The 16,595-nt window shown below is 60.5% G+C and carries 13 protein-coding genes; 3 read left to right on the top strand and 10 right to left on the bottom strand.

Translation table 11 applies throughout. The features are described from left to right. Positions 1-59: 59 nt before the first annotated feature. From FJ986_RS03590 to FJ986_RS03625, 8 genes are all read right to left on the bottom strand, one after another. Positions 60-1,244, bottom strand: a complete 1,185-nt coding sequence (locus FJ986_RS03590) for an acyltransferase (protein WP_140498450.1) — start codon at positions 1,242-1,244, stop codon at positions 60-62. A 327-nt stretch (positions 1,245-1,571) separates the two neighbouring features. Further along, on the bottom strand, positions 1,572-2,666 hold the full coding sequence (locus tag FJ986_RS03595) for a NeuD/PglB/VioB family sugar acetyltransferase (RefSeq protein ID WP_140561289.1): 1,095 nt from the start codon (positions 2,664-2,666) through the stop codon (positions 1,572-1,574). Between the two features lie 6 nt (positions 2,667-2,672). Then, entirely contained in the window at positions 2,673-3,605 is a 933-nt protein-coding gene (locus FJ986_RS03600) for a transketolase C-terminal domain-containing protein (RefSeq protein WP_140561287.1), read from the bottom strand. A 3-nt stretch (positions 3,606-3,608) separates the two neighbouring features. Further along, entirely contained in the window at positions 3,609-4,619 is a 1,011-nt protein-coding gene (locus FJ986_RS03605; RefSeq protein ID WP_140561286.1) for a thiamine pyrophosphate-dependent dehydrogenase E1 component subunit alpha, read from the bottom strand. Continuing rightward, positions 4,616-5,791: a DegT/DnrJ/EryC1/StrS aminotransferase family protein gene (locus FJ986_RS03610; RefSeq protein WP_140513507.1), complete on the bottom strand. Its 1,176-nt coding sequence runs from the start codon at positions 5,789-5,791 to the stop codon at positions 4,616-4,618. The genes FJ986_RS03605 and FJ986_RS03610 overlap by 4 nt, the downstream gene beginning before the upstream one ends. A 22-nt stretch (positions 5,792-5,813) precedes the next feature. Further along, complete coding sequence (locus FJ986_RS03615) at positions 5,814-6,491, bottom strand: PIG-L deacetylase family protein (protein ID WP_140498445.1); 678 nt, start codon at positions 6,489-6,491, stop codon at positions 5,814-5,816. Beyond that, complete coding sequence (locus FJ986_RS03620; protein WP_140513509.1) at positions 6,488-7,150, bottom strand: sugar transferase; 663 nt, start codon at positions 7,148-7,150, stop codon at positions 6,488-6,490. The genes FJ986_RS03615 and FJ986_RS03620 overlap by 4 nt, the downstream gene beginning before the upstream one ends. After that, positions 7,147-8,508, bottom strand: coding sequence for a polysaccharide biosynthesis/export family protein (locus FJ986_RS03625; protein ID WP_140513511.1), 1,362 nt, complete (start codon positions 8,506-8,508; stop codon positions 7,147-7,149). Before FJ986_RS03625 ends, FJ986_RS03620 begins: the two co-directional genes overlap by 4 nt. A 143-nt stretch (positions 8,509-8,651) precedes the next feature. Between FJ986_RS03625 and FJ986_RS03630 the strand changes: the two genes are divergently transcribed. Next, positions 8,652-9,872: a glycosyltransferase gene (locus FJ986_RS03630; protein WP_140498442.1), complete on the top strand. Its 1,221-nt coding sequence runs from the start codon at positions 8,652-8,654 to the stop codon at positions 9,870-9,872. A 66-nt stretch (positions 9,873-9,938) separates the two neighbouring features. Further along, the gene (locus FJ986_RS03635) at positions 9,939-11,069 is read left to right on the top strand and encodes a glycosyltransferase family 4 protein (RefSeq protein ID WP_140673424.1); all 1,131 of its coding nucleotides are present in this window, start codon (positions 9,939-9,941) and stop codon (positions 11,067-11,069) included. A gap of 36 nt (positions 11,070-11,105) precedes the next feature. On the opposite strand, the gene FJ986_RS03640 is transcribed toward FJ986_RS03635, so the two are convergent. Beyond that, positions 11,106-13,403, bottom strand: coding sequence for a polysaccharide biosynthesis tyrosine autokinase (locus tag FJ986_RS03640; RefSeq protein ID WP_181169651.1), 2,298 nt, complete (start codon positions 13,401-13,403; stop codon positions 11,106-11,108). A gap of 279 nt (positions 13,404-13,682) precedes the next feature. On the opposite strand from FJ986_RS03640, the gene FJ986_RS03645 reads away from it, so the two are divergent. Then, complete coding sequence (locus FJ986_RS03645; RefSeq protein WP_181167351.1) at positions 13,683-15,023, top strand: O-antigen ligase family protein; 1,341 nt, start codon at positions 13,683-13,685, stop codon at positions 15,021-15,023. 105 nt (positions 15,024-15,128) lie between these two features. Here the strand turns inward: FJ986_RS03645 and FJ986_RS03650 are convergent, their stop codons facing one another. Then, positions 15,129-16,583, bottom strand: a complete 1,455-nt coding sequence (locus FJ986_RS03650) for a hypothetical protein (protein ID WP_140673428.1) — start codon at positions 16,581-16,583, stop codon at positions 15,129-15,131. Between the last annotated feature and the right edge of the window lie 12 nt (positions 16,584-16,595).

Here is a 16,595-nt window from a genome sequence, read left to right on the forward strand (position 1 = left end):
TACGACCAGTCTGCTATCTATCCGCCTCAAAAGCCGCAGGCCGCCGCGCAACGGCGATCCTACCCCCTTAGCCATGCCGCACGTTTGGCATTTGACGCCAGCCAAAGCCGCATCGCGCTTGGCTGCGAGGCCGAGCGATAGATCTTCTGATGATAGACAAACTCATAGGGCCACAGCTCAAGCGTTCGGTTCGCGAAATGCGTCAGCACCCAGGTGATCGCCGCCGCCGCCAAAATGAAGGCGCTCATCGATAGGACAACATTGCCGGAAAAAAGATGGGCGCGGGAAAACAGCGAGCGTGTCAGAAGATACGTGTAGGGATGCACCAGATACAGGCTGTAGCTCACCGTTCCGAAGTATCGAAGCAGCCGATTGCCAAGGAGTAGTGCCGTCAAGCTGTTCCGCGACACTGCAAGGCAGAAGTAGAGCCCCGTCGCGACCATGAGCAAGGGAAGCTCGGCATTTTGGAAATCGGACCAGTGATAGTCGTAATGGCCGCGGCTGGCCAGAAAGACGCAAGCTGCCAGCGCCCCGCTCTCGGCAAGCCGATGGCGGCCCCGGTTTACCCATTCAAATCGGTCGTAGGCAAGGCGGATCAGCCCGCCGGCAAGAAAATACAAGGCGATCGGGTACCGGGCGATAAAGAGCGCCGCGAGAAGACCGAGCGCAATTGTGCCGAGTCTGGTTGGGCGACGAACCGTCAGGAAAACGAACGCTGCCGTAAACACATAGAACCAGACCTCGAAGGTCAGGCTCCACGCGTTCGGCGTCAATTGCTCGGTATGGGTTGCAAGGTTCAGGAATGTCAGTCCTGCCAGAACCGCTGTGAGATTGTTGGTTTCGGGATAAAAGTTGGTGGTTGCGTTCAGCAAGATGAAAAGCAGGCTTAGCGCGAAAAACAGAGGGTAGAGGCGCAGGAACCGTCGGGCAGCAAACTGAGCGGGACTATAGCGTATCGCACTGGGCAGGATGACGAAGCCACTGATTACGAAGAAAAGGCAGACTCCGAAGGTGCCGAAATTCCAGAAGGGCGTAATGCGGTCGACATAGGCCGAATTGGAGGCGTAGACGTGCTCCGCCGTGCCGCCCAGGAGGTGAGCGAAGAAGACCATAAGAGAAGCAATGCCGCGCAACCCATGCGCGGCTACATTGAACGAATTGTCGCCAGCCGGCTTCGCTGACGCTTCGACGGGAAAATGCTGCGGACCCGATGAGTTCTGAGGATGGAGATGTGCAACGGTCATCTGAGCCTTCAAGTTGGATCCCGCAGACCATTTCACCGTACACCATCCCAGGTCTCGCAATGCTCGGGAATTCGAAGGACACCCCCGCCCAAAAGTAGTGGGCTGCCGCAGAAAAACTCCACCGGATGACTAACAGCCGCATTGCGGGACTGACTTAACCCAGGCCCGATGCTGATTGCGGGCGATCGCTGGACCGCAACCGAAGTACGGCTTGACTGACACCGATCGGAATTGGCGAACCCTCGGCCGCAGCCACGAGAGCCGCCCCGTCGAACCGCCCCGCCATGTCGCTTTCTCGAGCCGGAGATCGCCTTTGGGCGACATGCATTAGCGGAGATGGCGGCGGCCCTGCGCGTCGACGATGGTGTTGTCTGCGACATTGGCGCTGATGTGCGCGCCGTTGTGGATCAGGCAGTCGGCGCCGATCTGGACGCCCAGGAGCACCGTTGCGCCCATGCCCACGACGGTCATGGCTCCGATGCCCACTCCGCCGGCCAGGATGGCGCCTGGTGTTAGGTGCGCATTATCCTGAACGACGCTGTCGTGGCAGACTATAGTCCCCTGATTGACGATGACGTTGTTACCGATCGTACAGCGCGGACCGATGCTCGCGCCGGCCAGAATATGGCAGCCATGTCCAATCCTGGTCGCCTTGGAGACGATCGCGGAAGGATGGATCACAGGCGGCAGAACGAAGCCCATTGCGGTGGCGCGTTCATACATTGCCCGCCTCACCTGGCTTGACTGGGCGCCTCCGATGCCGATGAAAGCATAGCGCGTGCCCTCGGAAAGCAAACGCTCCAGGCAGTCTTCCGTGCCGATCACCGAAATACCGCCGCAGACGTGGTGGCCGGCGGGCAACGCTTGATCGGTGCAGCCCAGGATATCGTATCCGGCACCATCGAGAGCATCGATCAAACAGGCGGCGTGGCCGCCGCCGCCGATGATGACGGCCCGCCTGGAGAAGGCGACGGAACTCGGCTCGCCCGGTTCGGCTCTCTTGGCGGCGGATCGGCGACCGGCAGCAGCGCGCACCTCGGCTTCGCCAATGCGGCCATTGGACGGAATGACGTCCGCAAGGTTGACCCCGAGCTCGGATGCGGCCTTGCGGGCTTTAGCCGTTATCGCGACTTCGCTGGCCCCGACATCGGCCGCGCTGGTCTCCCCGACAACGACATTCGAATTTTCGTCGATGATTTTGCAAAGCGTTGCGCCGACAGGAACGAAGTCACCGACCTTGATGTCCAGCAGGCCGACAGTTCCTGCCTCCGGAGCATCTACCTCGACTGCGGCCTTGGTGGTCTCAAGCACGAAAAGAATGGTGCCTTGTTCGACCCTTTCACCTTGTGCGACCCGAATCTCGATGAGCTGGAGATTGTCCTCGTTGGCGTTAACCCGCGGGGCTTCGACAAGCACGGTCATGTACGCTTAGCCTTTCTGGAACAGGTCGATGCAGGCCGCCTGGATGGCGTTCACACCCGGCAGCAGATCGTCCTCCCAGTCGCGGCTTGAGGGAATGGGGTGATCGGGCCCGGTCAATGCGCTGAAGTGCCTGACCCGGCCGATCAGCGCGCGCGCACACTCCGACGCGAAGCCCCAGCCGGGAGAGCCTTCCTCCACCGCGACCACACGCGTGCAGTTGCCGACCTGGCTTCGGACCTCATCGCCAGGGAAGGGCGACAGCTGTTCGACGGCCACCACGGTGGTCGCGATTTCCTCCTCTTGCGCGAGTTTCTTTGCGGCCGCGACAGCGTGCTCGACGCAACCCCCATATGTCAGGATCACGACATCTGCATCCGCCGGGCGTGGAAGCGCGTCGGGTCCGAGCACGGGCCTGGAATACATCACCTTGTTTTCGATGATCAGGTGAGGGGATCGCGACGCGAAGGCCCGATGCAGAAGCGTGCCAGGATCGGCATACTCGTGAGTGGCAAGCACCGTCAGCCCGGGCACGCCGCAAAAATGCTTTTCCAGACTTTGCGAGTGCGTCGGCCCATAGCCGCGCCGTCCGCCCATGGGAGCGCGGATGATGACGGGGACCTCAACCTGATCGTTGTACATCCAGCGGAACTTGGCGACGTGATTGATGATCTGGTCGGCAGCAAGGGCTATGAAGTCTCCGAACATGAGTTCGACGATCACAGGCCGGCCTTTGATGGCCATGCCTGCCGCCATGCCAACAATGCCGCCTTCGCTGATCGGCGTGGTCCAGACACGGTCCTTATAGGCTGACGAAAGACCCTTGGTGACTTTGAAGGCGCCACCGTAGGGGTCAAGGACATCCTCACCCAAAATCACCAGACGGAGATCGGCTCCCATGAGATCGTGTAGCGCGCGGTTGATAGATTCGACGACACGCATGGATCAGCCCCGCGCCAAGGCGGCCGCGGCGGCGGATTCGACCGCGCTGTCCACGACATTCAGGCAGTAGGCGTCGATCTCATCGGCGTTCGCAACGCGCCGGCGCATCGGGGGTATGGGATCTCTGGCTCGAGCTTGCTCAAGACGCTCCGCCGGCCTCGTATCATCTCCCTTGCTGTGGGGGCCGATCCGTTCGGTTCGCAAGTAGAGCCAGCAAGGGCGGGATTCGGCGCGTACATAGCCTACGGCTTCTTGGGCGAGCTCATATATCGCGACCGGATCGTTGCCGTCATAGGCGAATGTGCGGACGCCGAACGGCTCGGCCCTGGCGACGATCGAACCGGAGACGGTCAGATGCTTGGGCGTCGTCTGGGCGATCTCGTTGTCCTCGATCACAAAGACCACCGGGGCGGCGAAAACAGACGCAAGGTTAAGGCTCTCGTATACGGCTCCCTCGCCCATCGTGCCGTCGCCGAGAAAGACCACTGCGACGGCGCCTTCGTCCTTTCGCGCCAGCGCACTACCAACCGCGACGGGTGCGATGCCTCCTTGGATGCCATTGGAGTGGAAGTTGCGGAAGCACAGGTGCTGGCTGCCGCCGCGTCCGCCGCAAATGCCGGTTACACGCCCCATGATCTCGGCTATCAGGCCCTCGACTTCGCCCGAATAGGCAATGAAATGACCGTGGCAGCGGTGGTTGCTCCAGACAATGTCGCGGTCCCGGTCAAGAGCGTTTATCACGCCAACCGCATTGGCTTCCTGTCCAATGGACGTGTGCGTCGTGCCGAACAGGAGACCTTGGGAAAAAAGATCGAGCAAGCGCTCCTCCACGAGCCGGATGAGCATCATCTGCTGATAAAATCGAGCCGCGGCTGGCAGTTCGAATCCGAGCAAACCACGCTCTGTAGGGGCAAGGGTGAGGTTCCGCGCTGCTGACGACGTCACTATCTGCAGCTCTGCCAGAGAAGACGCTGGAACGGTTTCATCCTTCCTGATCGCGCGTTCCTTTGTCATGCTGCCTCGAGCTGGCGCGAAGCCGTAACAAGGATTGACCGCGCCGTCGACGCGGCAGCCATGGTCTCCTCGGTCGTCCAGGACGGGTCGACCAGAAAAGCCATACTCGTTTCACCGAGCTGCCGTGCGATCGGCAGACGTTCGGGCGGCGCTACCCCGGCGTCCGCGAAGGCATGTTCAAGATAGATCTCAGAGCAGCTTCCCGAGAAGCATGGGACGCCGGCCGCATTGATAGCCGCAATCAACTCGTCGCGCGACCATCCGGGGGACAGCATCTCGGGCTTGATATAGAAATAGCATCGGTACCAGGCATGCTTATGCTCCGAACCGAGCTGGGGCGCGTGCAGCATCGGCAATTCAGCAAGCGTCCTCATCCAGATGCTGGCATTTCGCTCGCGTTGGCGAGTCCAGTCGGGTAGGCGCTCGAGCTGCCGCAAGCCAAGCACTGCCTGGATTGATGTCATGCGCCAGTTGGTGCCGATGCTGTCATGCAGCCAGCGAAACCCTGTCGCCCTATGGGGGGCAAAGACCAGATCGTAGTTCTTGCCGTGGTCCTTGAGGCTCCAGGCAGCGAGCCACAATTTCTTGTCGTCCATTGCGACAAGCCCACCTTCGCCGCCCGTCGTGATGATCTTGTCCTGGCAGAACGAGAACGCCGCTATGTCGCCGAAGGAGCCAATCGGTCGTCCGTTGTATTCGGCTCCATGCGCCTGGGCGCAATCTTCGATGACTTTTATGCCGCTGCGCTTTGCGAGTTCCATGATCGGCGCCATGTCGCACGGCCAGCCGGCAATATGCACGACGATCACTGCCTTTGTTCGAGCCGTTATCTTCGGCGCAATCGTCTCGGCGGAAAGGTTGCCCGAACTCGGGTCGACATCCGCGAAAACGGGCGTGGCGCCGGCAAACATGACGCAGGCGGCGGAGGCGACGAAACTGCGGGGCGTGACGATCACCTCGTCACCGGCGCCGATGTGGAGAATCTTCATCGCAAGATCCAGCGCGAGCGAGCCGTTGGCCAGCGCCACCGCGTGACGTCGGCCGAGGCTGCGCGCATAGGCGCGTTCGAAGGTCTTCACATGGTCGCCGGTCCAGGCGTTCACCTGGCCGGATCGCAAAACCTCTACCACATCGGTTATTTGTTCTTCGTCGTAGATTGGCCAGCGTTTCATCGCAGAATACTCCAGCTAGGATTCAAATGACGTTTCGCAGAAGGACAAAGGCCTCGGCCGCCCTCAGATGGGCGGCGGTGCCCCTGACGATCGCAAGCGCCCGCAAGGTTTCGATCGAACGCTCATGCGGGAAATCTCTGATCTGTGAGGCGAACATCGACGCAGCTTCGAGTTTGCGGTCCAGCGTCGATGCGATGTCTATGAAGACGTTCGGCACGAAGCTCGGCGTCACATAGGGGGCATTCCAGTTCGTTTCGGAGACGGTCTCGTAAGCCATGATCGTCCGCGGATATTGAGATTGGGTCGGGCGAGCCGCTACCAGCGATGACAGGAAGATCAGCTGGTGGTCCATGTGCACATCACCGACGAAAGGGATGAGCAACGTATCCGGCACGACATCCCGCAACAGGGTCAGCAGCGCCCTGTTGAGCGTCGCGTGCGGCGTCTCGGCGATCTGCGCAGCCGGCAGATCAAGCCAATGCGTCTGTTGCACGCCCAAACAGGCATGCGCCGCCTTGGCCTCGCTGCGAACCCGTTCCGTCATCTCCTCTGTGAAGGCGGGCGGGCTGCCTCGCGTAACCACTGCGACATGAACTTCTGCGCCTTGCGCAGCCATCCGGGCTATCGTGCCGCCACACCCCAAGACCTCATCATCAGGATGCGGTGCGATCACCAGAAGTCGACCGAGTGCTGGGTTCATGGCCGGACCGTCCCGGCGGGCATAGCCTTCAAAGCATGGTCGACATGGCGGCGGTCGACACGTTCGCCCAACAGTGCCACTTGGACAGTCAGAACCAGTATGTGCAGATCGAGCCACAGGCTGCGGTTGCGCACATACCAGAGGTCGAGCGCTAGCTTTTCGCTGTTGGTGAGGCGGGTATTGCCGTTCACCTGTGCCCATCCGGACAGGCCGGGGCGGACCGTGCCGCGAATACGCCCCAGCTCGCCGAATTCGGCGATGGTGGCCGGGAGCAACGGACGGGGCCCCATGAAGGCCATGTCCCCCCTGGCGATCGAGAGAAGCTGCGGCAGCTCATCGATGCGGACGGAGCGCATCAGCCGCGTGGCCGGCGTCTCACGCAAGGCGTCGGGGAGCAGCATGCCATTTCCGTCTCGCCCTTCGTGCATCGTACGAAACTTGCAGATCACGAACGGGCGACCTTCCAGCCCGCTGCGAGACTGGCGGAAAAACAATGGACGGCCGACACTAACCCAGACAATGGCAGCAGCCACGAGCCATAGCGGCAGGCTGAGAACCAAAAGGATCACCGCTGCGATACGGCTTGGTATGGCCCGGCCAAGCGGAACGCGCGCAGTCCAGCCGCCGGAACGTGCTGTTGGGGTGCTGAGGCCGATCATTGCGACGGTCCGACCTGGACGGAAGAGGTCGTCGCCAAGGCAGTGGCTGAACGGCTTGTCGTGTCCTGGGCGCTATCCAGGCGGTTTATTGACACAAGGATCGTATCTCCGGCCGCAACCGGATCGTCGAGGGTCGCCACCTTTGTGGCGGTCTGGCCATTTACCTTGCGGCGGATCTGGTAGGTGAACGTGATGGAGTTGTTGCTGCGTGTCTGCTCCGCGGCCAGCGAGCTCAACAGCAGGATCTGTTCCTCGGTCGATTCTCGAACCGCGATCAGGCGCTCGATTTCAGAGTTGTGGGCCTGGAGATCCGTCAACGCCGTGTGTGTCCAGGTCTGGGTGGCGTCATCCAGGTCGCGCTGCAACTGGCTCAATTCGCGGCGCACCGTTGATGCCTGATTGTAGATTTCAAGCAGATGGGATTGCTGCGTGGTCGCTTCGCGCTCGGCGTTCGAGAGGTCTGTGATTGTGACGAGACCTTTCTTGTTAAGGCCCCTGATGCGATCGAGATCCGCCTGTGCCGAAGCGATCACTGTCTTTTGTATGTCCGAAAGCTGTTGAACATTGGCGAGGGCAACATTCACTTCTTCGATCCCCGCCGAGAGCTGCTTGCGACGTGTCGTCAGCGCATGTTGATCTGCTTCAAGGATGCGCTGCTCGGTAGGAAGCAGCGTCGCGAGCAGGTTGGCGTTCATGAGGCCCTTGATCTTGGCAGGCAGATCCAGTTCCGAGATCTTGTCGCTGTTTGCCAATTGGGCCTTGATGCGCGCAGCGGCGACCGCCTCCTTGGCGATCTCCACCACGCTTTCATCAAGAGCTCCGCGCAACCGGGCGCGTGTTACGACGCGATCCTCCGCCGTGGCTCCCCCGGTCGACTGGCCGCCCGCAAGCGCCACCGCCTGCTCCACGTTCAGTGCCGGCTGGTAAGGAAACGAGCCCGGCGCCTTTACATCCCCAAGGACGAAGATCGGGCGGAAGCTCACCACCGCAAGAGCTATATGCGGGTCATTGAAGAGTTCACGCTCGATGAATGCCTTACGGATACGACTCAAGGCGTCGGGCACCGTCAGGCCGCCGACTTCAAAGCTGCCGATCAGCGGAATGTTGATCGCGCCATCGCTGGCGACCGTGAGTTGTTCGGCGGGAAGCGCGTCGTCGATGAAGTCAAACGACACCACATCGCCGACCGAAACCTTGTAGTCATCGTCCGCCGCGGCCCAGGCATCAAGCTGGGAAATCAGAATCGCTGCAACCGCAAGGATCGCAATACTGGCGGATCCCAGTGCTTTCGCAAGGAATGTACTGGTCCACGCGCCTGTCGATCGCCTGCTCCGCGCCGCATTGCAATAAGATGCCATGGAAGCCCACCATAGAATTTTCCTGCAAAGACCCTAGCGACACCTGCGCGAGGACAATGAGTCATACCTTTGGTGGAGCGGTGACAACCTTCGGTCTGGTTCCCACCTAATTTGGCTAACTGGATGTCGACTGCAACCAACGTATGGTGCGGCTGGATACTGTCGGACGATTGAATGCTTCCTCAGGGCGGAGCGTTGCAGACAGCTGGGAAGCTTGCGTGCACACAAGTGTTCTTCACACCATTACCAGTCTCGACGTCGGCGGCGCTCAGGTCATGCTTGCCCGTTTTCTTGGCCAGGTCGACCAAAATCGCTTCTCGACTTCAGTTCTGTCCCTGCTTTCACCCGGTCCGGTGGCTGCAAACGTAGAATATACAAGATCGGGGCTCGTTTCGCTCGACATGACGGAACGGCCGCGACCGCGCGATGTCGTTCGGCTGACGCGGTCGATAAGACGGGCGGCCCCTGATCTTCTTCACGGATGGATGTATCACGGCAACGTCGCGGCAACGCTCGGCTCGATGCTAGGGCTCAATTTCTCGCCGGTCATCTGGAGCATCCATCACACGGTTCGAGATCTCGCCGACGAGAAACCATTGACGCGCCAATTGATACGGCTCTCGGCCCGCCTGTCGAGGCGCACCAGCGCGATCTCATATTGCTCGCGCGTCGCCGCCGATGATCACGAGCGCCTGGGCTTTGATCCGCGCCGGAGGGTGGTTATCCCGAACGGGACGGATTGCGATCAATTTTCCCCCTCGGCCGACGCCGGTGCGAAGCTGCGCCGCCTGTTCGGCTTGCCGCCCGGACGGCTGATGATCGGCCATGTGGCACGCTTCCATCCCATGAAGGACCAGGTTAGCCTGGTCCGCGCCATCAGCCGGCTCCTGGAACAGGGATACGACGTTCAGGGCATATTTATCGGGGAGGGACATGCCGACGGCCCGGTGCGGCGCACCGCCCGTGAGCTCGGCATAGACGACCGCATTACCACGCCGGGCATCCGCGCTGACATCGCCGACCTCATGCCGGGCTTCGACGTCTACGCGCTTTGCTCGGCTTGGGGCGAGGCATTTTCCCTTGCCGTAGGCGAGGCGATGGCCAGCGGCGTGCCGGCGGTGGTTACCGCGGTCGGCGACTCCGGCTGGCTGGTCGGCGACAGCGGCGTGGTCGTTCCACCGGGAGATAGTGAAGCTCTGGCCGCCGGATTGATCAGGCTTGTCAGCCTTGAACCGGCCGAGCGCCGCGCCTTGGGTCAACAAGCGCGTCGTCGCGTCATGGAGAACTTCTCGCTTTCCCTTTACGTCGGCAGGCACCTGGAACTCTACGAAGCAGCTCTAGGGCGTCGTCGCCATATCCGATAGGAGCGGCTGGTGGTTGCTGTGCACATGAATGGTCGAGATTCTCCTCGCGCCCCTGTGGACTATGCGATGCGCCGCAAGCGCATCGTCGTCATTGCGAGCCTGACGCGTTCGCTTGTCAACTTTCGTCTCGAATTGTTGAAGGCCATGGTCGCTGCGGGGCATGATGTCATTGCGCTCGCCCCCGATGAAGATGAGCGGGCGATCGCCGGTCTCAAGGCAATTGGCGTGACCTTCCGACAGATTCCGATGGCCAGGACGGGTACCAGTCCGCTGGCCGATTTGCGAACGCTCAAGGCGCTTTACAAGCTCATCCGCGGCTTGGCGCCCGAAATCGTCCTGGCGTATACGATGAAGCCGATCATCTATGGTGGATTGGCTGCCCGCCTTGCCCGTGTACCGCGCCGGTTTGCGCTCTTTACAGGCTTCGGCTTCATATTCAGCGGCAGCATGACGGGACTGCGCGCAACCATTTTGCGCCGGTTGAGTATTGGTCTCTACCGCTCGGCTCTGGTCGGCTGCGAAGCAGTTTTCGCTTACAATGACGCCGACGCTTCCGACATCCGGCGCCATGGGATGGTTTCTGCGACGACGCCGGTGATCATGATCCCGGGTTCAGGAGTGGACCTGACACTGTTTGCCGCAAGCCCCCCACCTTCAGGGCCTCCCGTCTTCCTTCTGATCGCTCGCTTGCTTCGCGAAAAGGGAATTGCCGAGTTTGCTGCCGCCGCGCGTATCCTGAAGACCAAGTACCGCGCTGCACGCTTTCAGATTCTCGGGCCCTTCGATCCCAGTCCCCTCTCCATCTCGAAAGCCGAAATGGACCAGTGGACCAAGGAAGGCGCCGTTGAATATCTCGGCGAAACACACGACGTCGGTCCCTATTTGACCGCGTCCACCGTGTTCGTGTTGCCGTCCTATTACAGGGAGGGCATTCCCCGCAGCGCGCTGGAAGCCTTGTCGACCGGTCGGCCGATAGTCACGACCAACGCCCCTGGCTGTCAAGAAACGGTGATCGAGGGCGAGAACGGTTTCCGGGTCGAGCCGCGAGACGTGGAAGCTCTCGCCTCGGCGCAGCGGGCTTTTCTCGAGGATGAGGAACTCGCCGCAAAGATGGGCGCCAACTCAAGAAAGCTCGCGGAAGACCGGTTCGATGTTCACAAGGTGAACCAAACCCTGCTCGAGGCGATGGGGATATAGTCGGCCGCGCCTGATCGGCCGCGCGGCCGATGGCGGTCAAGCAGGAAAATAACGACGAATCTGCTGCCGTTTCAAATAGGCTTTCCGCAGGGCACCACGGGCCTGTCGGAAGGGGTCGACGCGGTTGAACACCCAGCCGATCGATGGACCGCCGGCGAACCGCAGGCGCTCGACAACCTGGGAGAGAGCCTCTTGCGTGGTGTTGTCCCACGCGGCCACGACCACGACGGTATCCACCGAGGCGGCAATCCTGATTGCGTCTTCGACGACGAGCACAGGCGGCGCGTCGATGATCACCACGTCGTATTCGAGCCGGAACGCCTCCAGCAATTTCGCGAATTGGCTGGAATTGAGGAATTCAGGCAAGGTCTGGTCGTCGGCAGATGGCGCCAGCACATCCAGTCGCGGAACTTCAGGAAGCGTCTGAACGATCTCTGCCAGGGTGCAACCACCATGTAAGTAGTCGTTGAGTGTCTTGTCGGCGGGCCCAAACTGCATGGCGCTATGGATGCTGCGGGTTCGCAAATCCAGATCAATCAGCGCTGTCAGGGCGCCGTCCATTCCAGCTGCCACGGCGAGGCCCATGGCCGTCGTTGTCTTGCCTTCCTGTGGTAGTCCTGAACTGACCAGGATCACCTGTTTGCTCCGGCCACCGTTCATCCGGGTGCAGGCCATGTACAGCGACCGGAAGGCATCGGAGAAGGCCGACCGTGGTTGCGACAACAAGGTTTCAAGAGGAGGCGTGGCGCGTTGCAGGAATTTCTTGGGCAGTTGCGGAATCGACGCCAGCAGTGGCGCACGGATAAGCTTCGATACCCGTTGTGACTCGCGTATTCTCACATCCATGCTTTCAAGCGTCAGCACAAGGATCAGGGCTAGGATCAGCGACGCGGCGAAACCGCCTGCCGTCATCAAACGAAGTTTGGGAAAGGAAGGGCTCGTCGGAATCTCGGCAGCGGAAACCGTCCGCACGCCGGGCTCGACCGCCTCGGAAAACGGATCGAGGCTGCCAAGCCTGCCTGATACGAGGTCGTAGAGCTTCTGCTCGGTCGACAATTGGTTGTTCAGTTCCCGAAGCTTCGCTTCCGCCAGGCTCCTTTGCCGTAGTTGCTCGTTGGACTCCTCCAAAGTCTTCGCGAGTTGGTTGACCCTGCCTTCGTTGACGCGGACGTCGTTTTCCAAGATTGCGATCGTACGCAGCATCTCCTGAGAGATCATCGCGCGGACGGCCGCTACTTTTGCATCCGCCTCCTGGACCAAGGGATGATTGCGCCCGTAGTTGCTGGCCAGTTGCGCGCGATCCCTCATCGCCGTCGCTTCGTCGTTGCGCAGGGACGTCAGGAAGTCCGATGAGAGCAGGGGATCGACGTTGGCGCCCGCGTCGCCGGTCTTGGCCGCCAGCCTGACCTGGGCGAGGCGCGCCTGCGCTTGCGTGTATTCACCTCTAGCGGTGCTGAGCTGCTCGTTGCTTTGCTGGATCGAGGCGCGCAGCAGATCATCGCGTGGATCGCTGGATACGCCGTGTTCTCGCGCATACTGGGCGATCTGGCCTTCTATGGCGGCTATCCGTGACGCAAGCTCCGTCGATTGCTGCCTCAGAAAGCTAACGGCGTCCTTGATGTCCTGCCGCTTGTTGTCCCGGGACCATTCCACGAACAGTTTGGCCGTCGCATTGGCTATCAGGGCCGCCCTCGACGCGTCGTCATTGAAAAAGGAGATCGTCATCGCCGAGCTCTCTCCGGACCGGTCAACCGAAACGCTCGACAGATACGATGAAATCGCCCGATCTTGCTGAACCCCCTTCGATGGCAGCGACGCGGGATCCTGCGGGTCGGCGCCGGCGACAAGGCTCCATAGCGCTCGCGGTATCGAGACGATCAAGCCGACGGCCTGTGACAGCAGTCCAGGGCCCGAATCCGAAGGGGAAGCTCGGCTCGCGGCTGGTTTCAGATAGGTGTTGAAGTCCGGGTCCTTGATGAGGTCCAGTCTGTCGACGACCAGGCTGGCAAAGACACGAGAGGTGATCAGATCCGCCTCGGTGTCCATTCGCGACTTGTCGGGCTGTTGATTAGGCTGCGCTTGTGCGGTGTCGAGAGGATTGGGATCGTCGGATTCGACAACGATCATCGAGCGAGCGGTGTACGTCTTGGGAAGTTCCACGGCCGTGATGAGCGCGAGAGCGGTGCCGGTAGTCACGACCGCAAGGATCAAGGGGAGGCGCCTTCGGAAAAGCGTGTAGAGCTCGCGCGGGCCGAAAGTGCGTTCCTTCGACGGCTCGATCGGCTCTTGAAGAAATGGTTCCAGACGGCTCCACACGCTGTTGTCGTCTATCAAGCTCACAGATCCCGCCCCTTTTTGTTTGTCTTCGACTGGTCCAAGCCGGCCCTGCCACATCGGACCTGGAGGCTACCCAACATCGAATTCGCGACTTACCGCGACGACAGTTTTAACATGGTTGCGCGGCCGCAATCGCGCTCAAGAGGCTTAGCCGCAAAGGCGACATCATCCAAAAGGATAGCGTAACCGGCCCGGGCCCTATCTTGGCAGATAGGCTGAACTGCAGGCCCAATGAGGGCTGGCGAAAAGGACTCTCAAGCAGATTCAGGAGTGAGGATGAACTACGCCAGGGCTCCTCGCCATTATTGGACAAGGCCCGGCCCCAAACCGGCCGCCACATCGTTGCCAGAGGTAGCCGGGAGACTCGGGCTCTGGTTCGCCGTGGCGTCCGTCTTTCTCACGCCCTTCAATATTCTTCGGTTTGATGCATTCTATTTTACCATCAGCGACGGCTTCGCTCTCGCGGCCGTATTCGCAGCCATACTCGGGAAATCCTTTTCGATCTCTCCCTTGGGCGCGGGGACGTTTCTATGGAACATCGGCATCGCCCTACTATGCGGGATGCTGCTGCTAAGCAGTCTGATCCACGGAGATCCGCAGCGAGGCTTCATCATCTCGGCGCAATATCTGTACGCCTACTTTCTCCTGGCCTTCATGATCGTGTCGAGGCCCTGGGCCGAAATCGTTCTCTTGATGAAATCATTTCTTTGCTCGATCGCCGTGATGTGTCTGCAGGGGATAGTGATAATCGACATCCTCAAGCAACGCGGCACCGTCTTTGTCAGCGGCAATGGTCGTTTTCAGGGTTGGGTGGAACGCGAGAATGAATGCGCAACGCTGATAGCGCTCTCTGTCCCGCTAATGTTGTGGCTGGTGGCGTCAGGCTGCATAAGGCCTCGCTGGCTTTGGGTCGGACTGCCGCTTTTTGGCTATGGCATTATTTTGACAGGATCCAATACCGGCCTGATCGGCCTTGTCTTTGCGGTCACCATCTTCGTAGTCGCGACGGGCTCGTGGCGCCGCATCATTTCTTTAGCGGTGACCTCGCTCGCCGCATTCTTCATTGCCGTTACCTGGGGCCGCGACTTCTTGCCCGAGGTCTTCCAACACCGCGTGCTGAATGCGCTGCAGAATGGTGACCTCGATGAGGCTGGCACGTTTGCAGACCGTATGCGGCTCATCCATGAGGCCATTGGCAAAGCGGACAATAATTCACTGCTTGGTATCGGTGCCGACCAGTATCGGCAGGTCAGCGAATTGCACGCCCCGGTCCACAACACCTACCTCCTCATATGGGTCGAGGCAGGGCTGCCCGGATTCATCGGTTTTCTGCTCCTGCTCGTGGCAGGCATCACCATCGCCATCCTTGCCGCTCGGAGTCGTGAAGGCAAGGTATCCGCCATTTGCACGGCGACGACAGTTCTCCTCTTCGCGGCGCTGGCCAATGCGCTACCGCATCTTTACAGTCGTTTCTTTCTCGTGCCTCTGCTGCTTGGAATGGCGCCCAGTGTTGCGATTTTGCGCGACGGCCCAGCTTCAAGAACGGTCACGCGCTTTCTTCGCGGTACTCGCTCCAAGTACGGTCGTTCGCGGCCTTTCCTACGCAGGCCGATCTAAGGGGCCCACCAGCCGAGCTTTCCAGCTTCTACAAAGGCTAAAATCGGCGCACCCGGAAGATCTGGTCAGAGTCTCCCCATGGCAAGAGCGAGCGATATATAGAAGCTATTTCGCCGGCTCTGATGCTTGCGCGGAGATGAAACGAGCGAGGGCGAACACGCCCTCGACGAAGTCTTCTCCCTCGATAAACCGGCCCTCAACCCAGCGTCCCTGGGTATCCTGACTGTCGACGAGCTGACGCACCTTTGAATTCAGTTCGCCAGTACTCAACTCATCCGCGGCACTGATCCACAGTCGTTGACGTGAAACTCTCTGCCCCCGCGTTGCACTCTCGAGCCGAGCGAACACCGGCTCGATCTCTGCACCGGTTTTCATGCCGTAGTGTTTCAGGAGGTCCATGTCGTCGAACGTCACTTGGCCGCCCTCATCGATGTAAAGCGGCCGGTTGGTGTTGAGTTCGTAAAAACGTGCCCAACTGCCGTCGGACAGGCGCGCCGCCTGTAGCCAGGTGGCTGCAGTCGTCGCCGCGTGCAGCAACCGCGCATCCCTGTTTTGCTCGTTCAACTCGATCAGGTAATCGATATTGCCGGCGGTTTCGCGCGAGACGACCGCTGGCGGCTCAAACCTGCGTCCCCAAACCGGCTGCATGGAACGATCGTAACCCTGAGCCCAGCCCTGTTGTGGCGCGGGCAACTGGGCTGCAAGGAGAAAATCACCGACCTTCTCCGCCGTCTTGAGATATGCGGGATCGTGATATGTGCGGTAGGCGTTGAGAAAGAGACGACCCATATCGCGGGGAAGATTGTCATTGACGATGAAATAGGGCGGACGATCAGGCTTCTGCCACTCGTGAGACCAACTGGCCGGAATACTCGCCTTGGCCGCAGCCTTTACATCCGCCCCAGGCGCGGCTCCCTTGAAGAAGACCGGGAAGGCCCCATTCGGGTATTGCACCCGCATCAATCGATGAAGCGCCCTGTCGATGCAGGAACGGACGTCCGGATCCGAACCGCCGCTCGCCAGGTCGAACCACACCAGAAAATTCAGCACGCTCTGTGTGTTGTTGTCATCGAGGACAGTCTCGTTGCGTTGCGGATTGTCCTTGATATCGCGACAGATATTCCCGCCTACCTTCAGTGCGCGGTAGCACCATGTCGCCGCCTTTTGCGGGTCGGTCTCGATCTTGTAAAACCATCCGCCGGATTCCAGCTGAGTCTTGACCAGAGCGGTTGCCACGACCTGGGCAGACTGAAGCCATTGCTTGTCGCCGGTAACCTCGAAAATGCGCAGGAACGCAGCGCCGACAGCCGGCGTACCAGGCGGCTGCACCCAGCCAACGCTCGCGGGCACGGTACCGCCTTCGCCCACCCTCTTTTGGCCGTCGAGGGAATATTTCCATACATAAGTTCCCGCTACACCGAGATGATCGCGGAAATAGGCCCCGGCAGCCTCGATCGCCTCCCGTGCCTCGGCCACTGTCGGCTGAGATTGAGGCGCCCCGGCCAGTGCAGTGCCGCACGACAGCGCGACAAACAGAGCCGAGGCAATATGCCTTAGCACGGCAGCGCTCCC

The sequence above is a fragment of the Mesorhizobium sp. B1-1-1 genome, assembly GCF_006442955.1.
Lineage (GTDB): Bacteria > Pseudomonadota > Alphaproteobacteria > Rhizobiales > Rhizobiaceae > Mesorhizobium.

Bases quoted from the DNA above. Each gene is read 5' to 3' on its own strand.
- FJ986_RS03635 (WP_140673424.1), top strand. From the start codon at position 9,939: ATGCGCCGCAAGCGCATCGTCGTCATTGCGAGCCTGACGCGTTCGCTT.
- FJ986_RS03610 (WP_140513507.1), bottom strand. From the start codon at position 5,791: ATGAAACGCTGGCCAATCTACGACGAAGAACAAATAACCGATGTGGTA.
- FJ986_RS03630 (WP_140498442.1), top strand. From the start codon at position 8,652: ATGGTGCGGCTGGATACTGTCGGACGATTGAATGCTTCCTCAGGGCGG.
- FJ986_RS03615 (WP_140498445.1), bottom strand. From the start codon at position 6,491: ATGAACCCAGCACTCGGTCGACTTCTGGTGATCGCACCGCATCCTGAT.
- FJ986_RS03600 (WP_140561287.1), bottom strand. From the start codon at position 3,605: ATGCGTGTCGTCGAATCTATCAACCGCGCGCTACACGATCTCATGGGA.
- FJ986_RS03605 (WP_140561286.1), bottom strand. From the start codon at position 4,619: ATGACAAAGGAACGCGCGATCAGGAAGGATGAAACCGTTCCAGCGTCT.
- FJ986_RS03645 (WP_181167351.1), top strand. From the start codon at position 13,683: ATGAACTACGCCAGGGCTCCTCGCCATTATTGGACAAGGCCCGGCCCC.
- FJ986_RS03625 (WP_140513511.1), bottom strand. From the start codon at position 8,508: ATGGCATCTTATTGCAATGCGGCGCGGAGCAGGCGATCGACAGGCGCG.
- FJ986_RS03595 (WP_140561289.1), bottom strand. From the start codon at position 2,666: ATGACCGTGCTTGTCGAAGCCCCGCGGGTTAACGCCAACGAGGACAAT.
- FJ986_RS03620 (WP_140513509.1), bottom strand. From the start codon at position 7,150: ATGATCGGCCTCAGCACCCCAACAGCACGTTCCGGCGGCTGGACTGCG.
- FJ986_RS03590 (WP_140498450.1), bottom strand. From the start codon at position 1,244: ATGACCGTTGCACATCTCCATCCTCAGAACTCATCGGGTCCGCAGCAT.